The 18,935-nt window shown below is 63.7% G+C and carries 18 protein-coding genes; all 18 read left to right on the top strand.

Annotated elements, in window-relative coordinates:
• Positions 1–137: 137 nt before the first annotated feature.
• The 18 genes from N4Q37_RS22320 to N4Q37_RS22235 all read left to right on the top strand — a co-directional run bounded on the left by N4Q37_RS22320 (position 138) and on the right by N4Q37_RS22235 (position 18,817).
• A complete protein-coding gene (locus N4Q37_RS22320) occupies positions 138–1,502 on the top strand; it encodes a UDP-glucose dehydrogenase family protein (RefSeq protein ID WP_260961809.1) in 1,365 nt (454 codons plus the stop codon).
• The gene (locus tag N4Q37_RS22315; protein WP_260961808.1) at positions 1,499–2,569 is read left to right on the top strand and encodes an NAD-dependent epimerase; all 1,071 of its coding nucleotides are present in this window, start codon (positions 1,499–1,501) and stop codon (positions 2,567–2,569) included. The genes N4Q37_RS22320 and N4Q37_RS22315 overlap by 4 nt, the downstream gene beginning before the upstream one ends.
• Positions 2,566–3,312 (top strand): sugar transferase, encoded by a 747-nt coding sequence (locus N4Q37_RS22310; RefSeq protein ID WP_260961807.1) that lies wholly within the window; start codon positions 2,566–2,568, stop codon positions 3,310–3,312. The genes N4Q37_RS22315 and N4Q37_RS22310 overlap by 4 nt, the downstream gene beginning before the upstream one ends.
• The gene (locus tag N4Q37_RS22305; RefSeq protein ID WP_260961806.1) at positions 3,313–3,957 is read left to right on the top strand and encodes a CpsD/CapB family tyrosine-protein kinase; all 645 of its coding nucleotides are present in this window, start codon (positions 3,313–3,315) and stop codon (positions 3,955–3,957) included.
• Positions 3,958–3,977: 20 nt separating this feature from the next.
• Positions 3,978–5,000, top strand: a complete 1,023-nt coding sequence (locus N4Q37_RS22300) for a polysaccharide biosynthesis/export family protein (RefSeq protein ID WP_260961805.1) — start codon at positions 3,978–3,980, stop codon at positions 4,998–5,000.
• Positions 5,001–5,014: 14 nt separating this feature from the next.
• Positions 5,015–6,607 carry a GumC family protein gene (locus N4Q37_RS22295; protein WP_260961804.1) on the top strand — a complete coding sequence of 531 codons (1,593 nt, stop codon included), beginning with the start codon at positions 5,015–5,017 and terminating at the stop codon, positions 6,605–6,607.
• Entirely contained in the window at positions 6,604–7,707 is a 1,104-nt protein-coding gene (locus tag N4Q37_RS22290; protein WP_260961802.1) for a glycosyltransferase family 4 protein, read from the top strand. Before N4Q37_RS22295 ends, N4Q37_RS22290 begins: the two co-directional genes overlap by 4 nt.
• Positions 7,704–9,071 carry an O-antigen ligase family protein gene (locus N4Q37_RS22285; RefSeq protein WP_260961801.1) on the top strand — a complete coding sequence of 456 codons (1,368 nt, stop codon included), beginning with the start codon at positions 7,704–7,706 and terminating at the stop codon, positions 9,069–9,071. The genes N4Q37_RS22290 and N4Q37_RS22285 overlap by 4 nt, the downstream gene beginning before the upstream one ends.
• Positions 9,068–10,027 carry a glycosyltransferase gene (locus N4Q37_RS22280; protein ID WP_260961800.1) on the top strand — a complete coding sequence of 320 codons (960 nt, stop codon included), beginning with the start codon at positions 9,068–9,070 and terminating at the stop codon, positions 10,025–10,027. Before N4Q37_RS22285 ends, N4Q37_RS22280 begins: the two co-directional genes overlap by 4 nt.
• The gene (locus N4Q37_RS22275; protein ID WP_260961799.1) at positions 10,020–11,156 is read left to right on the top strand and encodes a glycosyltransferase; all 1,137 of its coding nucleotides are present in this window, start codon (positions 10,020–10,022) and stop codon (positions 11,154–11,156) included. The genes N4Q37_RS22280 and N4Q37_RS22275 overlap by 8 nt, the downstream gene beginning before the upstream one ends.
• A gap of 12 nt (positions 11,157–11,168) precedes the next feature.
• Positions 11,169–12,173 (top strand): polysaccharide deacetylase family protein, encoded by a 1,005-nt coding sequence (locus N4Q37_RS22270; RefSeq protein WP_260961796.1) that lies wholly within the window; start codon positions 11,169–11,171, stop codon positions 12,171–12,173.
• Entirely contained in the window at positions 12,170–13,474 is a 1,305-nt protein-coding gene (locus N4Q37_RS22265; protein WP_260961794.1) for an oligosaccharide flippase family protein, read from the top strand. Before N4Q37_RS22270 ends, N4Q37_RS22265 begins: the two co-directional genes overlap by 4 nt.
• 23 nt (positions 13,475–13,497) lie before the next feature.
• Positions 13,498–15,489 carry a hypothetical protein gene (locus tag N4Q37_RS22260; RefSeq protein WP_260961862.1) on the top strand — a complete coding sequence of 664 codons (1,992 nt, stop codon included), beginning with the start codon at positions 13,498–13,500 and terminating at the stop codon, positions 15,487–15,489.
• Positions 15,486–16,175, top strand: a complete 690-nt coding sequence (locus N4Q37_RS22255) for an N-acetyltransferase (RefSeq protein ID WP_260961792.1) — start codon at positions 15,486–15,488, stop codon at positions 16,173–16,175. The genes N4Q37_RS22260 and N4Q37_RS22255 overlap by 4 nt, the downstream gene beginning before the upstream one ends.
• Before the next feature lie 5 nt (positions 16,176–16,180).
• A complete protein-coding gene (locus tag N4Q37_RS22250; RefSeq protein ID WP_260961791.1) occupies positions 16,181–17,359 on the top strand; it encodes a GNAT family N-acetyltransferase in 1,179 nt (392 codons plus the stop codon).
• Entirely contained in the window at positions 17,331–18,125 is a 795-nt protein-coding gene (locus N4Q37_RS22245; RefSeq protein ID WP_260961790.1) for a ChbG/HpnK family deacetylase, read from the top strand. Before N4Q37_RS22250 ends, N4Q37_RS22245 begins: the two co-directional genes overlap by 29 nt.
• Before the next feature lie 87 nt (positions 18,126–18,212).
• Positions 18,213–18,512 carry a type II toxin-antitoxin system RelE/ParE family toxin gene (locus tag N4Q37_RS22240; protein ID WP_260961789.1) on the top strand — a complete coding sequence of 100 codons (300 nt, stop codon included), beginning with the start codon at positions 18,213–18,215 and terminating at the stop codon, positions 18,510–18,512.
• A complete protein-coding gene (locus N4Q37_RS22235; RefSeq protein ID WP_260961788.1) occupies positions 18,509–18,817 on the top strand; it encodes an addiction module antidote protein in 309 nt (102 codons plus the stop codon). The genes N4Q37_RS22240 and N4Q37_RS22235 overlap by 4 nt, the downstream gene beginning before the upstream one ends.
• Positions 18,818–18,935 lie beyond the last annotated feature (118 nt).

Raw genomic sequence — 18,935 nt, 5'->3', positions numbered from 1 at the left:
CAGAACGCCAAGTCTTCTCTAGTTTTGCCAACAGTGACAACTGTCATTTTGCTGACACGCTTTTGCGAAGCTGCGCTATACCCCCCTTTAACAGTTTCATCCGAGTTACATCAGTCGGTCTGCGAGGCGTGCCTACGATGGACGTGAGCGTATTTGGGACGGGATATGTGGGGCTGATCCAGGCCGCGGCGCTGGCCGACGTCGGGCATCGTGTGCTGTGCATCGACATTGACCCGAACAAGATCCGTCAACTGCAGCAAGCCGTGCCGCCGATCAGCGAACCGGGGCTGTCCGGATTGCTCGAAGACACCATCAAGACCGGACGCCTCTCGTTCAGCGCCCAGGCCAGTGACGCGGTGAACCATGGCGAGCTGATTTTCATCGCCGTCGGCACCCCAGCCGATGAAGACGGCTCGGCGGACTTGAGCCATGTGCTGGCGGTCACCCGGCAGATCGCCGATTTCATGGACAGCGACCGCACCCTGATCATCAAGTCCACGGTGCCGGTCGGCACCGCCGACAAAGTCGCCGAGTGCGCCCGCCAGGTGTTGGCTCGCCGCTGCCTCAAACAACTGAATGTGCGCGTGGTGTCCAACCCCGAGTTTCTCAAGGAAGGCAGCGCCCTGGCCGACTGCATGCGCCCCGACCGGATCATCATCGGCACTGCCGACCCGGTGGCGCGCGAGCAGATGAGCGAGCTCTACGCGCCCTTTTGCCGCAACCGCGAAAAGCTGATGTTCATGGACAACCGCAGCGCGGAGCTGACCAAGTACGCCGCCAACGCAATGCTCGCCACCCGCATCAGTTTCATGAACGAACTGGCCAACCTCACCGAACGGTTGGGCGCCGACATCGAAGCGATACGCAAGGGCATCGGCTCGGACCCGCGCATCGGCTATCACTTCATTTACCCTGGCTGCGGCTTCGGTGGCTCGTGCTTTCCCAAGGACCTGCGCGCCCTGCTGCACACCGCCGAACAAAACGGCATGCCCCTGCGCCTGCTGCGCAGCGTCACCGACGTCAACGACAGCCAGCGGCACATCCTGTTCGAGAAACTGGCGCAGCAGTTCAAAGGCGGCCTGGCCGGCAAGTCGATTGCCATCTGGGGGTTGGCCTTCAAGCCCAACACCGACGACATGCGCGAAGCCCCCAGCCGCTACCTGATGGAGGCGCTGTGGCGCGAAGGTGCGCGGGTCCAGGCGTACGACCCGGAAGCCATGGCCGAATGCCGTCGCCTCTATGGCTATCGCAAGGACATGAACCTGTGCGCGACCCGCGACGACACCCTCGAGGACGCCGACGCCCTGGTGATCTGCACCGAGTGGAAGAACTTTCGCGTGGTGGACTTCGACCTGTTGGCCAATAAGCTGCGCGCCCGGGTGATCATCGACGGTCGCAACCTGTACAACCCCGAACAACTGGCGGCCGCCGGGCTGGTGTATCGCGGCATCGGCTTGCGGCACGCCGAGCCTTGCGCCCCTGCGCCGGGGCCGCAAGCATGAACATCCTGGTCACCGGCGCGGCCGGCTTCATCGGCGCCCATTGCGTGCAGCGCCTGATACGCGACGGCCACCGGGTCTGCGGGCTGGATAACTTCAACGACTACTACGACCCGCAACTCAAGCACGATCGCGTGGCCTGGGTGAAAGACCAGGTCGGTGAATTCCCGCTGGTGCGCATCGACCTGGCCGACGCGCCGGCCATCGACGGGCTGTTCCACGCCCGCCGCCCCGACGTGGTGATCCACCTCGCCGCCCAGGCCGGCGTGCGCTATTCCCTGGAAAACCCACGGGCCTATGTCGACAGCAACCTCAGCGGGTTCCTGAACATCCTCGAGAGCTGCCGTCGTTACCCGGTCAAGCACCTGATCTACGCCTCCTCGAGCTCCGTGTACGGCGCCAACCCACACACACCCTATTCGGTGCAAGACAACGTCGATCATCCCCTGTCGCTGTACGCGGCGAGTAAAAAAGCCAATGAGTTGATGGCCCACAGCTACAGCCACCTGTTCGGCATTCCCAGCAGTGGCCTGCGCTTCTTCACCGTGTACGGTCCCTGGGGCCGGCCGGACATGTCGCCCATCCAGTTCGCCCGCGCCATCACCGAAGGCCGGGTGCTGCAACTGTTCAACCATGGCGAACACCAGCGCGATTTCACCTACATCGACGACATCATCGAAGGCATCGTCCGGCTGATCGACCTACCGCCCCACGTCACACCCCAGTGGGATCAGGCGCAACCGGACCCGGCCAGCAGCCGCGCACCCTGGCGGATCTACAACATCGGCGGGCAACAACCAGTGGCCCTGCGCACCTACGTGGCGCTGCTGGAGAAACACCTGGGGCGAACCGCCCGCATCGAGCTGCTGCCCCTGCAAGCAGGGGATGTGCTCAACACCTGCGCGGACGCCAGCGATCTGGCCCGGGCCACCGGTTTCCAACCGTGCATCGGGCTGGACGACGGCCTGGGCCGTTTCATCCAGTGGTTCCTCGGCTACTACACGCAGCCCTCCCCATCCGTCGCTGGTGGCCGAGCACTGGTGACCGAACCTCAACGGAGGCATCCATGACCCGGCATGAGCACGGCATTGCGATCGATACTCCCGGACGCGACAAACGTATCGACCCCGTCCACCGCAGGCGCCTGGACGCCGCGATCCACCGACAGGGCCGCGGCTGGTTGACCGGTCGTGACGGCGGTCGGCCGTGGACCCTCTCGCGCACCAATCGGGTGGTGGCCTGCCTGGGCGCCCTGGCGATCCTGGTGCTGTTCTGCCCGCTGCTGGTGGGCCTGGCGGTGCTGGTCAAGTTTTCCAGCCCCGGCCCGGTGTTGTTCGTGCAGAAACGCACCGGCTACCGTGGCCGGGTCTTCGGCATGTACAAGTTCCGCACCATGGTCGCCGACGCCGAGGCCCTCAAGGAATCGTTGCGCCACCTCAACAAGCACGGCGCCGACGCCATCGACTTCAAGATCGACAACGACCCGCGGATCACCCCCATCGGGCGATTCCTGCGGCGCAGCAGCCTCGACGAGCTGCCCAACCTGATCAACGTAGTGACCGGCGACATGCGCCTGGTGGGCCCACGGCCGACCTCGTTCAACGCTTACCGCTACAAGGACAGCCATCTTGTGCGCCTGAGCGTCTACCCCGGCATGACCGGCCTTTGGCAGATCTCCGGGCGCAGCAATATCGACTTCGACCAGCGCGTGGAATTGGACCTCAGCTATATCGCTGAACAGAGCCTGTTGCTGGATTTGAAGATCCTGGTGATGACCCCCTTCAAAGTTTTCAGCGGCCACGGAGCGAGTTAAATGGACGGTTCAACCAATATCCTGACCATAGCCAGCCCGAGTGAGACGAACCTGACCTCAACCGTGCTCGACCCTTCCTTGCGGATCCTTTTGCTGACATCCGCCAACACCGGCACAGGCACCAGCACCAGCGCGATGGCATTGGCCGCGCAACTGGCGCAGATGAGCAGCGGCCGGGTGCTGTTGGTAGACGCCAGCCAGTCACCGCGCAACCTCAGCCAGCAACTGTCGTTGCACAAGGAGCGCGGTTTCAGCGACCTGCTGTTCAACAGCCTCGCCCCGCCCTTGTTGCAGGACTGCGTGGTGCAAGTCTCCAGCCTGCCTTTCGACGTGCTGCCCTACGGGCGCCTGGGCCACAACGCCGAGCGCCTGAGCGCCGAGCGGTTGCGCCCATTGTTCCGGCAATTGGCGGCGCAGTACCGCTTCGTGGTGATCGACGCCGATGCGGTGTACTCGGCCAGCGACACCCTGGTGCTCAGCACCCAGGTGGACGGCGTGGTGCTGGTGGTGCGTGGTGAAGACACCCGCTGGGAGGTGGCCCAGGCCACCCGCCAGCGCCTGGTCCAGGCCGGTGCGAAAGTGGTGGGCAGCGTGTTCAACCGCCGCAAGTACTACATGCCCAAGTGGCTCTACAACAACCTGTAAGCCTGCAAAAGGATGACGAGATGAACGCCAGAATGCTTGTCCTGCTGTTGCTGCCGCTTGCCGGTTGCACCAGCACTAACGATACCCGCTCGATGCCGGTGCAGATCCTCACGGCTCCGCCGGCCAATGCCCAGGCCACCGACATGCCCAAGGTCGAACAGACCCTGCGGCCCCAGGATGTGCTGGACGTGATTTTCCACATCAGCACCACCGGACCGCAGGCCTATCGTGTACAGGCCGGCGACCAGGTAGCCCTGAACTTCACCGCCGCCAGCCAGCTCAATGGCACGCAGCAGGTGATGCCCGACGGCACCATCGAACTGCCGGGGGCCAACACCTCGGTGAAGATCGTCGGCCTGACCACCGACGAAGCCCGCCTGGCGGTGCAGCGTGCCTATGACCAGAAAATGCTGTTCCAGCCCAACCGCAACCAGTTGACGGTGCAGGTCACCAGCCCGCTGTCCAGCGAGTCGAACCTGCGCAACACCTTGAGCCACCCGGCCACTGGCATGAGCCGGGAGATCACCGTGGGCCGGGATGGCTACGCCAGCTTCCCGGAAATCGGTTCCGTGCCGCTGCAAGGCATGACCGTCAACCAGTTGGAAACCTTCCTCAACGAGCGCTACGCCCAGTTGCCCGGCCACATGACCGTCGACGTGCTGCTCAAGTCCACCGCCGGCAATGAAATCTATGTGCTGGGTGAAGTGGGCCAACCGGGCTCCTACCCGATCCGCCGGCCGATCTCGGTCCTCGAGGCGCTGACCTTGGCCCGGGGCACGAACGTCAAGGCCCGCCTCGATTCGGTGGTGATCATGCGCCGCAACGGCAACATGGTCGAAGCCCGGCACTACGACGTGGAGAAGGCCCTGAGCGGTGACGCGACCCAGATCGCCTACCTGCAACCGGAAGACATGCTCTTCGTGCCCAAGACCAGGCTGGCCAGCGCTGGCGAACTGGCCAGGCAACTGGCCGACGTGGTGCTGTTCCAGGGTGTGGGAGTCAGCTTCGCCTACCGCCTCGACAACAAAGGCAGCAACAACTGATCAGGTGATCGACCATGAATCCCAAGGAAAACTATCTGCATGAGTTCTTCAGGATCTTCTTCGCCAACAAGCTGTGGGTGAAGCGCATCTTCCTGATTTTCGCCGTGGTCGCCCTGGCGTTGCCGTTGGTGCTCAAACAGAGCTTCGACATCACCGCCCAAGTGATCGTCCAGTCGAAAAAACTCTCCCAGGGTGACGCGACCACGTCACTGAACCAGGACAGCGCCACGTTCATTCCGCCGTCACTGGCGGACATGGAGACCGAGAGCAATATCCTGCGCTCGCCGGCCCTGATCCGACAGACCATCAGCGCCCTGCGCGACAAGGGTGAATACACCCCCAACCTGGGTATCTTCAACCAGTGGGTGAGCGACCCCTTCAAACGCTACATCACCACGCCGCTGCGCCAGTACGTCGTCAACCCGGTTCGTGACAGCCTGGGCCTGGAGGTCGATCCGGTACGCGATACGGTGCTCGACACGCTGACCGACGAAGCCATCGACAACCTGAAGATCGAGACCCTGCCCGGCTCCAATGTGATCTCCATCGTCTACAGCTTCGGTGACCCGGCCCAGGGCACCCGGTTCGTCGAACAACTGCTGCAGAACTACCTGTCCGGCCGCCAGGACATGCAGTCGATCGAATTGCCGCAAACCTTCTACGAACAAAAGAAAACCCAGTACCAGACCCGCCTCGATGGCCTGGAAGGCACCCGGCTGGCGTTGCTGGAAAGCATCGGTTCGGCCGATCCCAAGGAGGAAATCACCTTCCGCCTGAACGCCATCAACACCGAGGAACAGGCCCTGAACCTGTACCAGGACCGCTTGCTGCAAAGCCAACGCTGGCTCGATTACCTCAAGACCAGCCTGGCGGCGGCCAACAGCTCGCGGTTCAACGACTACACCTTCCCCTTCACCTTCACCACCACCGTGGACAACATCGCCTTCGAAGACCGGGAAATCAAACAGCTGGGCGAGCAATTGACCGGCCAGGTCGCCCGCTACATGAATGACCTGGCGGTGTTCCAGCCTGGCAGCGAGCCGATGCTGCTGGCTCGCGAACAGATCGTGCGCACCCGCCAGCAGTTCCTGAAGGTGGTGAGCAACCGGATCCAGGAACGCACCACGGACCTGGCAGTGGTCAGCTCGGTGATCAACCAGAAGACCGCACGCATCGCCACGTTCAAGGAGCGCATTCATCAGTTGCAGGAAACCCAGAGCAAGCTGCAGCAGATGGACACCGAGATCAATGCCCTGCACGCGGCGTTCTCCACCTACGCCCAGCGGTTTGCCGAGGCCAGCACCGTCCGTTCGCTGGACAACGACCTGTCCAACGCCCGGGTCCTGAGCCCACCGTTCGAACCGACCGCCGCGGCGTTTCCAAAGCCCGGGCTGATTATTGCCTTCGGCCTGCTCAGCGGCTTGCTGCTGGCGATTGCCCTGGTCTACGTGCGTGAGTTCTTCGACCATCGCTTCAAGCATCCGGCGCAGATCAGCCAGCAACTGGACCTGCCGGTGCTGCTGGTGATCAACGAGCAGGCGCCCGACCAGATCAACCCGCACCGTAACTGGAGCCTGCCCAGCCTTGTCTATTGGGTGAAAAATTGAACGCGCCGTTCGGCCCAGGCCACCACGGCAGCGCCCTGTCGATCATTCATCTGCTCGACAGCGGCGGCTTCTATGGGGCCGAGCGGATGCTGCTGGATCATTGCCTGGCGACGCCCGGCCAGCACCAGGTGCTGTTCCTGGCGGCACCGCCGACCTTGATCAGGCGTTTCCGCCAGGCCGGGGTCGATTGCCGCCACTGCGCCAGCTGGGCCGAGCTGTTGCAGCACCTGCGCCAGCGCCGCGCGGAACGACCGCTGCTCAACACCCACAACTTCAAGGGATTGTTGTTCGGCTGGGCCGCCGCGACGATGCTGGGCCTGCCGCTGGTGATCACCCAGCACGGCTTCACACCGCGCAGCCCCAAGCAGCGTTTCTATACCTGGTTGAGTCTGCAACTGTGCCGCACCGCGTCGGTCAAGCGCGTGGTCTGCGTGGCCGAAAGCATCGCCGCGCTGCACCGCCAGGCCAGCGTACGGGCGGAAAAGCTCGACGTCATACCCAACGGCCTGCCAGCGCCCACCACACCGCTGGCCCACCGCGACGACGGGCGGCACTGGCGGGTCGGCTACGTGGGCCGGCTGAGCCACGAAAAGGGCCCGGACCTGTTCCTCGACGCCATGATCCCGCTGTGCCAGCGGCATGCCTCGCTGCACGCGGTGATGCTCGGCGACGGCCCGGAGCGCCAGGTCTTGCTCAAGCGCATCACCGAGGCGGGGCTACCGACACGCATCGAGCTGCCCGGCTACCAGACCGACATGAACGCCTGGTGGAGTCGTCTCGATGCCCTGGTGATCAGCTCGCGCACCGAAGGCACGCCAATGATCCTGCTCGAAGCCATGCAAGCCGGGGTGCCGGTGGTGGCGTTCAGCGTCGGCGGCATTCCCGACGTGTTGCAAGACCGTTACAACGGCCTGCTCGCCAGGCCTGCCGATAGCGCCGAGCTGGCCCGGCAGATCGAAACCCTGTTCAGCGAACCGCGCCTGGCGCAAATCCTGGTCGACAACGCGCGTCGCACCCAACGGGATCGCTACGACCTGCGCACCCTGGCCGAACGCTGGGCGCAGCTCTACATCCGCACGGCACGGGAGGCAAGCTCATGATTGTCCCGCTCTCGATCGTCAGCCTGCTGGGCCTGGTGTGCCTGGCACTGCTGGCCAGCCCCTATCCCTTCCTGGCGCCGGGAGCCGTTCTGGGCTTGGTGGGTGTCACCGTGCTGTACCGCAAACCCGGTTGGGGCCTGCTGGCCATCGCCGCGCTGGTGCCGTTCGAGGGCCTGTTCAAGGACAGCGTGTTTTCCGGCACCAAGTTCTTCGGCCTGGCGCTGGCGTTGATCCTGATGCTGCAACTGGCCTTGCACCAGATACCCGCCACGCGCCTGCGCAGCAATATCTGGCGGCCGCTGATCGGCTTCCTGCTGCTGTATGGCCTGAGCCTGGTGCTGTCGGAAAGCATGGACCGTTCGCTGAGCCATTTCCGCGAGCTGAGCGTAGGCTTGATCCTGTTCGTGATTACCCTGCTGATCGGGCGCGGCCTGAACCTGGACCTGTTCTGCCGGGTGCTGACCCTGAGCGTGACCACGACCTGCGTGCTGGCGATGTTCTCGGCCAAATACCAGGATCAGGGCCGCGCCTCCGGCCTGTTGTCGGACCCGAACGTCTTCGCCCTGCTGATCGCCTTTACCGCACCGCTGGCGCTGTTGCTGATCGTGCGCGGCCCGAACCTACTGCACCGGTTGTTCTGGGGCGGCTGTTTCATCCTGCTGCTGGGGGGCATGACCAAGACTGATTCACGCTCCGGATTGGTGGTGCTGCTGCTCAGCCTGTTGATCGGTCTGTACCACTACCGCGCCCAGTTGCCGCGCATCCGTCCGCGACACCTGGGGTTCGCCATGCTCGGCCTGGCCATCGCAGTGCCCGTGACGGTTGCCGTGATGCCGGCCAAATACGTGGCGCGTATCCAGTCGTTGAGCATCCTGAGCGCCGGCGCCAAGGCCCAGGATGAATCCCTGGGGCGCCGCGCCTCGTACATCCTCGTCGGGGGCCAGATGATCCAGGAACACCCGATACTGGGCGCAGGTCCAGGCACCTTCCCCCTGCACTACGCCCCCACCGGCTATGCCAAGGCGTTCTCGGCCAATCGCAAGCTCGGTGACCTGTATCGCCGAGCGCATAACACCTACCTGGAAATCTTCAGTGAAATCGGCATCCCGGGCGGGCTGATGTTCGTCGCCATGCTCGGCCTGGGCCTGTACAACCTGGTGCATGCCCGGCGAATCTGGTTGCAGCGCCGGGACTGGGTGCAAGCGGACCTGCTGACGCACCTGGGCATGAGTTTCCTGTCCCTGACGTTGTTCCTGATGTTCCTCAGTGCACCGAACCACAAGTTGCTGTGGATCATGCTCGCCCTCAGCAGCGTGTTGCGCTACGAGGCCGAACAGGCCGCGCCGCAGCAGGCGCAATCATGAGCTGCGTCAGCGTGGTGATCCCGATGTACAACGAGGCCCGGCACATCGGCCGTACACTGCTGGCCGTGCAACGTGCCGCGCATCATGCACAGGTGGACTGCGAGCTGATCGTGGTGGACAACGGCTCCGATGACGATGGCCCGCGCCTCGCCAGTGAATGGGGGGCTCGGGTGCTGACAGTGCCCGGGGTGCATATCGGCGCCCTGCGCAATCGCGGGGCGGCTGCCGCCAGCGGCGACTGGCTGGCGTTCATCGACGCCGACATCGAGATGCCGGCCAACTGGCTCCAACTCTTGCTGGAATTTGAAGGCCACCGGGGCGACGTACTGGCCCTGGACCTGGACACGCCGCGGCAGGCGCCGTGGTTCGCTGAAGCCTGGCAGCGTCGCAGCCAGCGTCCAGGGTCACGTCTCTTGCACCCCGTGCAGTGGCTGCCCAGTGCCAACTTGTTAATGCGTCGCAGATGGTTCGACCAGGTCGGTGGCTTCGACGAAACCCTGCGCACCGGCGAAGACAAGGATTTCTCCCTGCGCCTGCGCCAGGCCGGTGCGCAGTTGCTGCTGGCCAATCAAAGCGTGGCCCTGCACTGGGGTTATGAAGGCAGTTGGCGCGAATGGATCAGTAAGGAACTGTGGCGCCAGGGCAGTCACCTGCAATTGCTCCGCAGCCATGGCGCGAGCCTGCGCCTGCTGCGCTTTCCGGCACTGTCCCTCGGCACCTGGGGGCTCGACCTGCTGGCACTGCTCGCCCTGCTCCAAGGCCAACCGCGCCTGGCGCTGATGCTGTGGCTGCTCACCGCGCTGCCGGCCCTGTTCCTCAGCCTGCGCCAGAGCCGGCGCGACCTGCGCCTGATGCTGCAATTGTGGGCCCTGCATGGGCTGCGCCTGCACCTGACCGGCGTCGCGTTGCTGCTCAATCTATGTCAATGGAACGTCAGGAGACCTGCCCGTGGCTGAATTCATCTACTGGTCGTGCCTGTTGCTACCGGTGTACGCCTACCTCGGTTATCCGTTGCTGCTTTGCCTGCTGGCGCCGCTGTTTCCGAACCGCTACTACGGCAAGGCATTGCCGATGGACATCAGCATTGTCATTGCCGCCCACAACGAGGCGCGGCACATCGAAGCGAAACTGCGCACCTTGCTGGCCCAGGATTATCAAGCCCATTCGCTGCAAATCGTCCTTGCCAGCGACGGCTCCACCGACGACACGGTGGCCTGCGCACGCAAGGTGATCGACCCCCGCGTCACCGTGCTCGACCTGCCTCGCTTGGGCAAGGCGGCCGCGCTCAATGCCGCCGTGGCCCACAGCCGTGGCGAGATCCTGGTGTTCACCGACGCGGACAATCAATGGGCCCTCGACACCCTCGGCCACCTGCTGGCACCGCTGGGCGATCCGGAAGTCGGCGCCTGTGCCGGACACATGCAGATCCCGGTACCGGGCAAGGGCCTGAGCCTGGGCGACAGCCTGTACCGGCACTACGAGGGTTGGTTGCGCCGGCTCGAAAGCCGCACCGGCTGCATGGTCTCGGCGGACGGCGCCCTGCTCGCCCTGCGGCGCAAGTTGTTCGAGCCGATACCCGCGCAAGTCAACGATGACTTTTTCCTCAGCACCTGCGCACCGGCCGCCGGCAAGCCCATCGTCTATGCCCCACGGGCCCAGGTGACTGACCAGGGCGTGGACGAAGCCGATAAACAGTTTCGCCGTCGCCAGCGCGTCACCGTCGGTGGCCTGCAAAGCCTGGCCCAGCGGCGCGAGCTGCTCGACCCGCGGCGACACGGGCTGTATGCCATCGGGCTGATCAGCCACAAATTGATCCGTCGCCTGGCACCGGTGTTGTTGCTGCCGCTGTTGCTGAGCAATGCCTGGTTGTGGAACGACTCTCCGTTCTATCGCTTGAGCCTGGTGGCGCAACTGATCGGCTACACCATGGCCCTGATCGGGTTGCTGGACACCGGCCACCGCCTGCCCAAGCCCTTTCGCCTGGCCGCGTTCGTGCTGGTGACCCTGGCGGGCATGAGCATCGGGCTGTGGCAGTTCCTGCGTGGGCGGCGCTACAGCCAATGGAACCCCGAGCAGAACCGCTGAGGAGAATGGCCGATGTCGATCAAACAGGTCTTCAAGCGCACCGGCGGCTGGCTGTACCTGAACACGCCCTTGGGTCGCCACCCGCTGCGCGGTGCCGGCGTGATCCTGATGCTGCACCGTGTCCTGAACAACGACCGCGCCGCCGAACTGCCCCATCGCAATGAATTGTGCGTGGGCCCCGAAGCTTTCGAGCATTTGTTGATCTGGCTGCAACGTCATTTCGAATGCGTGCCGCTGATGACCCTGTTGCTGGCCGACCCCGAAAGCGTGCCGAACCGCCCTCGGGTGGCCCTGACCTTTGATGACGGCTGGCGCGACAACGCCACGAACGCCTTTCCCCTGCTGCGCCAGTACCAGATACCGGCGAGCATTTTCTTGTCCACCGACTTCATCGGCAGTCGCCAGCCTTTCTGGTGGGAGAGCATCGGCGAAACCCTGTGGGGCAGCCATGGCCAGGCGGCGCGACAACCGTTGATCGAACAGTTGCAGCACGCTGGCCGGCCGTTGCCGGTGATGCTCGATGACCTGGACGAGCAGCGTCGCAGTGTCTCGCTGCTGCACTACCTGCACAGCCTCAAGACCCTCGATCCACACACCCTGAGTCACCTCACCGACGCCTGCCCGCGCGGCGCCCAGCCCCAGGCGCTGGACTGGTTCCAGGTGCGCATGCTGGAAGATTCCGGCCTGGTCCGCTTCGGTCCCCACGGCGCCAGCCACGCGATCCTCACCGGGCTGGACGACCAGCGTTTGCACGAAGAACTGGGTCGCAGCCGCATCGCCCTGGAAAACGGCTGCGCCCAACCGCTGCCGGTGTACTGCTACCCCAATGGCAATCACGATGCGCGGGTTCGCCAGCAGGTGGCGGCCCACGGTTTTGCGTTCGCCCTGGGCACCGAGACCGGGCTGTATCGCAATGATGGTGATCCCCTGAACGTGCCACGCTTCGGCGTCAGCCAGCACAACGCCCACCAGCCCGAGTTGCTGGCCTGGCGTATCAGCCGAGGGGCACGTCCATGAGCCGCGCGCGTTACCTCAAGCACCTGGCGTTGAGCATGGGCACGCGCCTGGCGATGATTGGCCTGCGGTTGCTGCGCAACGTCTTGCTGGCACGAATCCTGGGGCCTAGCGAACGCGGCCTGTTTGCGCTGCTCAGCAGCCTGCCGGACCTGATCAGCGCGGTCACCAGCGGTGGGCTGAATTCTGCCGTGGGCTATCAGGCCGCGCAGCAGCGGCCGATGGGGTTGCTGCTCAGTCAGGTGCTGGTCTTCGGGTGCCTGCTGGCCGGGTTGCTGACCTTGCTGGTGGTGGCGCTGGTGCGCGCGTTCGGTGGCGAACTGGACATCACCCAGCAATTGGGATTGCTGGCCTGGCTGCTGTTGCTGGCCGTGCCATTGACCGTGCTCAAGAGCGGCCTGTTGACCCTGCACAATGCCAGCGGTGGCGTGGTGGCCTTCAATGCCTTGCGCCTGGTGGAATCCCTGGCGCCACTGGTGTTGTTCCTGGCGTTGTTCTGGCTATGGAAAGACGCGGCCCTGGAGGTGGCACTGTTCAGTTGGCTGGTGGGCCTGGGCCTGGTGGTGCTGGTCGGTTGGGCCTGGCTGCGACGCGGTCAACGGGTGACCTTGCAATGGGACCGGGCCAGCCAGAACGAGCTGTTGCTCTACGGGGCCCGCAGCCATCCGGATCTGTTATTCCAGCAAGTGATGCTGCGTTCGGACTTTCTGTTCATCGGCGCGCTGCTGGGCAGCACGGCCCTGGGGCACTACGCCATGGCCAGCGCGGCCGCCGAACTGCTGCTGATCGTGCCGGAAGCGGTCACCACGCCGCTGATGAAACGCCTGTTGCAGCAGGACCGCGACATGCAGCGCCTCACCCCGCTGGCCCTGCGCCTGACCGCCACAGTGATGCTCGGCGCCTGCCTGGGCATGGCACTGATCGGCCAGTGGCTGATCGTCACGCTGTTCGGCGTCGCCTACCGGCCCGCCTACCCGGCCTTGCTGGCGTTGCTGCCGGGGCTGTTTGGGCTGTGCTACGCGAGCATCCTGCGCCTGGACTTGCTGGGGAAAAACCGGCCCGGTACGGTTTCGCTGCTGATGGGCGCGGGCGCCTTGCTGAACCTGGCGCTGAACGTGACGCTGATCCCGCGCTACGGCATTGTAGGCGCCGCTGCCGCCTCGTCGATCGCCTACCTGGGCGTCACCCTGGCGTTGCTGGCGATGTACTGCCGCCTCAGCGGCGTGGCCTTGTGGCAAACCCTGATCATCCTGCCCAGCGACCTGCTGCCGATGCGCCAGATGCTGCTGGGGAAATCGGTATGAATACCGCAGCGAGCCTGCTCGCGATGGGGCCAACGCGGTTCGGCCGGAGAGTCGGCGCGAGCCTGTGTCTGTGGGGCCTGGCCCTGCTGGCCCAGGGTGCGCCCATGCACTGGAGCGGCATCCGCGACGGCAGCCTGTACCTGCAAACCGACCGCCCGGATTGCCTGATCGTGAGCTGGGTGCCGGCCTGGCAGGCCGACGCCAACTCGGAACACATCTATCTGCTCAATGGCCAGGGGCGGTTGGTGGGCGAGCGCCTGATCAAGGCGGACCAGCCACGGGGCGAACAACAGTGGCCATTGCAACCCGGCGCTGCCAGCTATCGCCTGGAAATCCCCGGCTACAGTTTTCGCCGCTACAGCGTCGAGCACGATACCCACACCCGGGCCCTTTTCGCACCGGCCAAAGTGCATTTCAGTGCCGAAGCCCACGACAGCGATGAACTGTATTTCAAGGTCGCGCCGGGCGAACGAGCGATACTGGCGGGCAAGTTCCACGGGGGCGTGCAAAACCTACAAGCCCGGCGAGTCGCAGACGGCAAGCAGCTGCAATTGAACCTCAAGCCGTACCGCGCCTATTGGCAATTCGACCAGGTGGCATTGCCCGTCGCCGACGTCGAACAGGTCTGGCGCCTGCACTTGCAAGGCAATGGCAAGGTGGCGTTCTGGCTGGACGGCACCGCCAACCTGTTTGCCCAGGACCCGGCGCACCTGCAACCGCTACGCCAGGACCCGGGACAAACCCACCTGACCCTTCACGACAACCTGCTCGGACCAACCCCCAAGCTGGGCATCTCCCTGCCCTACGTGTTGCCACCGCCGTCCAGCTACAGCATCCTCGACGCCCTCAAGCCCCAGGCCGCCAGCTACTACAGCCTCGTCGACATCACGGCCGGCAAGCCGGACTATGAAGACCGTTTCCGGCGCCTGTACCAGGACCGCTTCGGCATCACCCAGGACATCACGCTGCTGGCCGGCAGCCAGCGCCAGGCCGATCTGCGGGCCGACCGCATCAGCAACAGCGGTTTGCAGGCCTGGCTCAAAGCCACGCGGGCCTTGGGCGGTAAAGGCCTGCACTACCTCAGCTTCGCCGATGAACCGAACCTCAACTACGCCGACTTCGCCAGCTACCAGCAATTATTCGAAAGCATGGCCGCTCAAGTTCGCGCCATTCCCGCCAACGCCCGCGCCGGGGTCCGCATCGCAATCCCGGCCAGTTCCCGATTCACCAACGGCCCCTTGGCCGAAAACGCGGCCGACAAACGTGGCATCGACTGGGCGCGGCGCCTGCTGGCCAAGTCCGGCGACCAGATCGACGCACTGGCCTGGCATGAATGGATGATCCGCGACCTGCTCGCCACCCGCGTCTACCGCCACAGCGTACGCCGTGCCGCCGGCCTGGTAGGCCTGGACAACAAGGGCCGGCCGCGCAAGGCCCTGCTGCTGGACCAGACCAACCTGTCCAGCGGTTCGAGCCTGAGCCCCTATGACCAGGAAACCCATTACGCCGCCCTCTGGTGGGCGTCCGTGGTGATCAACGCGTCCGCCGACGGCCTGCTGGACATGCTCAACTGGTTCCAGTCCGCCGACGAACCGGAATACCCCAAGGGCATGGTGCGCGTGCTGGAGAACGAGCGCTTCGAACTCAAGCCGGTGGGCCTGGCCCAGCAGTTCATCCAGCAACACTGGCTCGGGCAGGTGCTGCGCCTGGATAACGACGCCTTTGAAGTGGACGCACTGGCCATGGCCAGCGACGCCCGACGCAGCCTGCTGGGGGTGAACAAAAGCACCCGGGCGCACCAGGTCAGCCTGGAGGGCGTGCCCTGCCCTCCTGCCCAACCACTGCCGGCGAAAGCCGAGCTGGTGTATTTCGGCCCCGACAACCACAGCCGCAGCGCCCCGTACAACTGCGAGGCCGGGCAAATCCATTTTCTGCTGCCCGGGGAAACTCTGTTTGCCCTGAGCTGGACAGCCGCCGTCTCTCCCCAACCCGCCACCCGTCAGGAGGCACCATGAACGTTCTGCAAAAATTGCGTGATCGCATTCAGAAAAAAGGCCTGCGCTCCCTGTTCAAACTGCTGATCCGCCGCTACGTATTTTTCCACTCGCGACTGGTGTGGCTGGAGCACGATGTGATGGTCCCGCTACCGCCGAACAACCTCAGGCCGTACCCGCCCCTGCGCCAGGCGTTCATCACCGTCGATAACGTCGCAGCGTTTACCCGGCACTTCGGCGACCGCGTCGAAACCATGCGCGAGCTGGCGGCCGAAGGCCACACAGGGCTGATGTACCTGGATGATCAGGGCGACACCGTGGGTTTCGTCTGGGCCAGTATGCGCGACTATTTCGACCGCCATTTCTATGGCTGCTGGTTCCCGATCAAGCCTGGCGAGTACTTTCAGTTCGGCGCAGAAATACTCCCTGCCTACTTTGGTTCCAAGATGACCACAGACGTACAAATGCAGATGTGGAAAATCATGGCCGACAAAGGTTGCAGCAAAATGGTCGATGTCTGCGACCTGCAAAACATCCAATCGGTCAAAATGCACATTCGCATGGAGTTTCTGGAACGCGGCCAGATCACCCATGTGTACTGCTTGTTCGGACGCTGGCGGTTTTTCCGCGACACCTCCTACAGCGGCTCACTGCTGGACGCCTTTCGTAAACCGGCTCAACCGGTTGCATCGACGGCGGCGGCCTGACGCCCATGGCGATCCGGTTCCAATGGTGCACCTCCCTGGGCGCTGCGGATTTTCCCACGAGCGCTTATGAGCAGCTGTGCGCCCAGGTGGCCGACACCACGCCGTTCAATAGCCTGGCCTGGTTGCAAGCGGCGCAGTTCGCCTTGCTGCCTGACCAACAGTTGAACGTGCTGCTCGGCTGGCAGGACCAGGACTTGTGCCTGTGCCTGCCGCTGGTCTCGACGCGCGAGCGCATCGGCGGCCTGCGCTTTCGGGTGTTGCGCCATCTGGGTTATCCGTTAACCGACCGCATCGCGGTGCTGGCCCGCCTGGACGCGACGGGCATGGGCCAGGCGCTGATGCAGATTCGCCAACACCTGCCCCACGCACTGCTTCAATTGAATGAAGTGTCCGAGCCGGTCGGCGAACAAAGCGTGCTCAGCAGCTGGATGGCGTTGAGTTCCACCGGCGAACGGCGACTGAGCTGCCGGGTACCGGTGCATCTGATCAGTGACAGTGATCGCCAGGAAATCCCCGGCGCCCCTCGCTACAAGCTGCGCCGGGCCCGCAAGCGCATTGCCGCCTGCGGGGCCGAGATCCGCCGGGTGACGCCCGATGCCATCAGCATGGGACCCTTGCTACGGGACCTGGCCGCTGTCGAAGCGGCCAGCTGGAAGGGCGAGAAAGGTGTCGGCATCTTCTCCGAGCCCAGGCATCAGCAGTGGATCAACCATGCCTTCACCGCCCTCGCCGCCGAAGGCCTGGTGCGGGTCGTGATGCTGGAGCTGGAGGGACGCTGCATCAGTTATCGCCTAGGCTTGCTGGATCAAGGACGGCTATACGATTACAACCTGGCGTTCCTGCCGGAACATGCCGACCTGGGCAGTGGTCGGGTCTTGCTCGAGGAGTGGATTCGCTGGGGGCTGGACGATAACTGGCACTGGGTCGATGCTTCACGGGTCAGCCTGGAAAACTCCAGCCATCAATTGCATGAACGCATGACCGGTCAACTGGAACACTGGCGCTGGAGCTTTTACTCCTGGCAGCCTGGTGGCCTGATCCTGGGAGGTGTCCTGCGGCTATGGAAAAGCCTCAAGCCCTGGCTGCGCAAGCGCCCGGGCGGACAAGCCGCCGCAACAGCCCCATCGCCGGCCCAACAGCGCCAGGAGAACGTGCATGCCCCATCGAGTGATCATCAACGCTGACGACTTCGGGCTCAGCCTCAGCGAAAACGCACTCATCCTGCGGGCCTTTGAGGCCGGTGTGATCAGTTCCGCCACGGCCATGGCCAACATGCCAGGCTTCGAACAGGCCTGCGAACTGGCCCGCCAACCGTTGCTCAACGGACGCATCGGCCTGCACTTCAACCTCAGTTACGGTTCGCCCTTGGGCCAGGCAATTGCCTCGCGCCGGACGTTCTGCAACGCCAATGGCGAATTCGACCTGAACCTTTCCCGCTATTGCCTGCGCCTGGGCCCGCAGGACATCGCCGCCGTGGAAGAGGAGTTGCGAGCCCAATGGCAACACAGCCTGGACCATGGCCTGCGCCCCAGCCACCTCGACTCCCACCAGCACGTGCACAACATCTGGCCCGTCGGCGAAATCGTCGCGCGCTTCGCCGCCCGCCATGGCGTGCCCATCCGACTGGCGCGTAACCTGGGAGCGAACCTGACGCTGCCCAAGCGCGTCTTCAAGACCCTGTTCAACCACCGCTTGCGCAGCCTCTGCGGCGCGACGGCCGACTACATCTGCACCCCCGCCGACCTGGACCACGCCGCACCGCCACCCCGTGGCTCGCTTGAAGTGATCGTCCATCCGCTGGACCTGGACGACGACTTCGGCGACGCCAGCCTGCCGCCGGGCAACTCCCTGACCCAAGTGCTGCAAAAACGCCTGGAGGGCGTGCCCAAGGTGGCCTATAGCCGGGAGGTGCGGGGGGTGGGGTTGTCTGAGTATGGGGATGTGCATTGATTCGTGGGGATGGCGGTTACATCAGGACAAGCAAAGCCCGAGGCTCTATGCTTGATCAGAATGTATCTATTTGGATACATTTCTCAAATGAATTATCTTATCCAGCAGACGTCAACGTTCCTTCAATGGCATGCTTCAGTCCGTGACTTGCGAGCTAAAATTGCAATCGCACGTCGTATTGATCGTGCCTCAACGGGCAACTTGGGTGACTTCAAGACGTTAGGCGAAGGCATCTCGGAAATGCGTGTGGATATCGGCGCCGGTTATCGTATTTACTTCACCCAACGTAAAGGCGTGATTATCGTCTTGCTGGCGGGAGGGAATAAATCATCTCAAGCAGTGGATATCAGACGAGCAAAAAAAATGGCGAAGGAGGTACAGGTATGAGCCAGACCCTGATTGCATTCGATCTGGCAACATTGCTTGACAGCGATGAAGCCATCAGCGAATACCTTTCCCAAGTATTGGCGGACGGTGATAACGAAGAGTTTTTGCGAGCCATTGGCTACGTTGCCAAAGCAAGAGGCATGGCACAGATTGCCAAAGACTCCGGCATGGGTCGCGAAAGCCTTTACAAAGCGTTTGCTCCCGGTGCGAAACCACGTTTCGATACTGTACTCAAGGTGCTACATGCATTAGGCATAGATCTATGTGCGCAGCCCGGTCACGTCTCGAACCCCACAACGATTTAGGCTCAGGGCAAGCCGTAATCCCATTACCAAATCCGCTAAAACGCTTTTTGCCTCGAACAGCGAATCACCTCGATGCTTTTACCCTCATTTCTCACCTGAAGCGGCACTCGCTGGCCTG

This window comes from Pseudomonas citri, assembly GCF_025336485.1.
Classification (GTDB): domain Bacteria; phylum Pseudomonadota; class Gammaproteobacteria; order Pseudomonadales; family Pseudomonadaceae; genus Aquipseudomonas; species Aquipseudomonas citri.
The sequence above is the reverse complement of the archived record's forward strand: the minus strand, read 5'-3'. Positions and strand labels throughout refer to the sequence as shown.

Coding starts and splice junctions, on each gene's coding strand:
- N4Q37_RS22320 (WP_260961809.1), top strand. CDS start 138: ATGGACGTGAGCGTATTTGGGACGGGATATGTGGGGCTGATCCAGGCC.
- N4Q37_RS22315 (WP_260961808.1), top strand. CDS start 1,499: ATGAACATCCTGGTCACCGGCGCGGCCGGCTTCATCGGCGCCCATTGC.
- N4Q37_RS22310 (WP_260961807.1), top strand. CDS start 2,566: ATGACCCGGCATGAGCACGGCATTGCGATCGATACTCCCGGACGCGAC.
- N4Q37_RS22305 (WP_260961806.1), top strand. CDS start 3,313: ATGGACGGTTCAACCAATATCCTGACCATAGCCAGCCCGAGTGAGACG.
- N4Q37_RS22300 (WP_260961805.1), top strand. CDS start 3,978: ATGAACGCCAGAATGCTTGTCCTGCTGTTGCTGCCGCTTGCCGGTTGC.
- N4Q37_RS22295 (WP_260961804.1), top strand. CDS start 5,015: ATGAATCCCAAGGAAAACTATCTGCATGAGTTCTTCAGGATCTTCTTC.
- N4Q37_RS22285 (WP_260961801.1), top strand. CDS start 7,704: ATGATTGTCCCGCTCTCGATCGTCAGCCTGCTGGGCCTGGTGTGCCTG.
- N4Q37_RS22280 (WP_260961800.1), top strand. CDS start 9,068: ATGAGCTGCGTCAGCGTGGTGATCCCGATGTACAACGAGGCCCGGCAC.
- N4Q37_RS22270 (WP_260961796.1), top strand. CDS start 11,169: ATGTCGATCAAACAGGTCTTCAAGCGCACCGGCGGCTGGCTGTACCTG.
- N4Q37_RS22265 (WP_260961794.1), top strand. CDS start 12,170: ATGAGCCGCGCGCGTTACCTCAAGCACCTGGCGTTGAGCATGGGCACG.
- N4Q37_RS22260 (WP_260961862.1), top strand. CDS start 13,498: ATGGGGCCAACGCGGTTCGGCCGGAGAGTCGGCGCGAGCCTGTGTCTG.
- N4Q37_RS22255 (WP_260961792.1), top strand. CDS start 15,486: ATGAACGTTCTGCAAAAATTGCGTGATCGCATTCAGAAAAAAGGCCTG.
- N4Q37_RS22250 (WP_260961791.1), top strand. CDS start 16,181: ATGGCGATCCGGTTCCAATGGTGCACCTCCCTGGGCGCTGCGGATTTT.
- N4Q37_RS22245 (WP_260961790.1), top strand. CDS start 17,331: ATGCCCCATCGAGTGATCATCAACGCTGACGACTTCGGGCTCAGCCTC.
- N4Q37_RS22240 (WP_260961789.1), top strand. CDS start 18,213: ATGAATTATCTTATCCAGCAGACGTCAACGTTCCTTCAATGGCATGCT.
- N4Q37_RS22235 (WP_260961788.1), top strand. CDS start 18,509: ATGAGCCAGACCCTGATTGCATTCGATCTGGCAACATTGCTTGACAGC.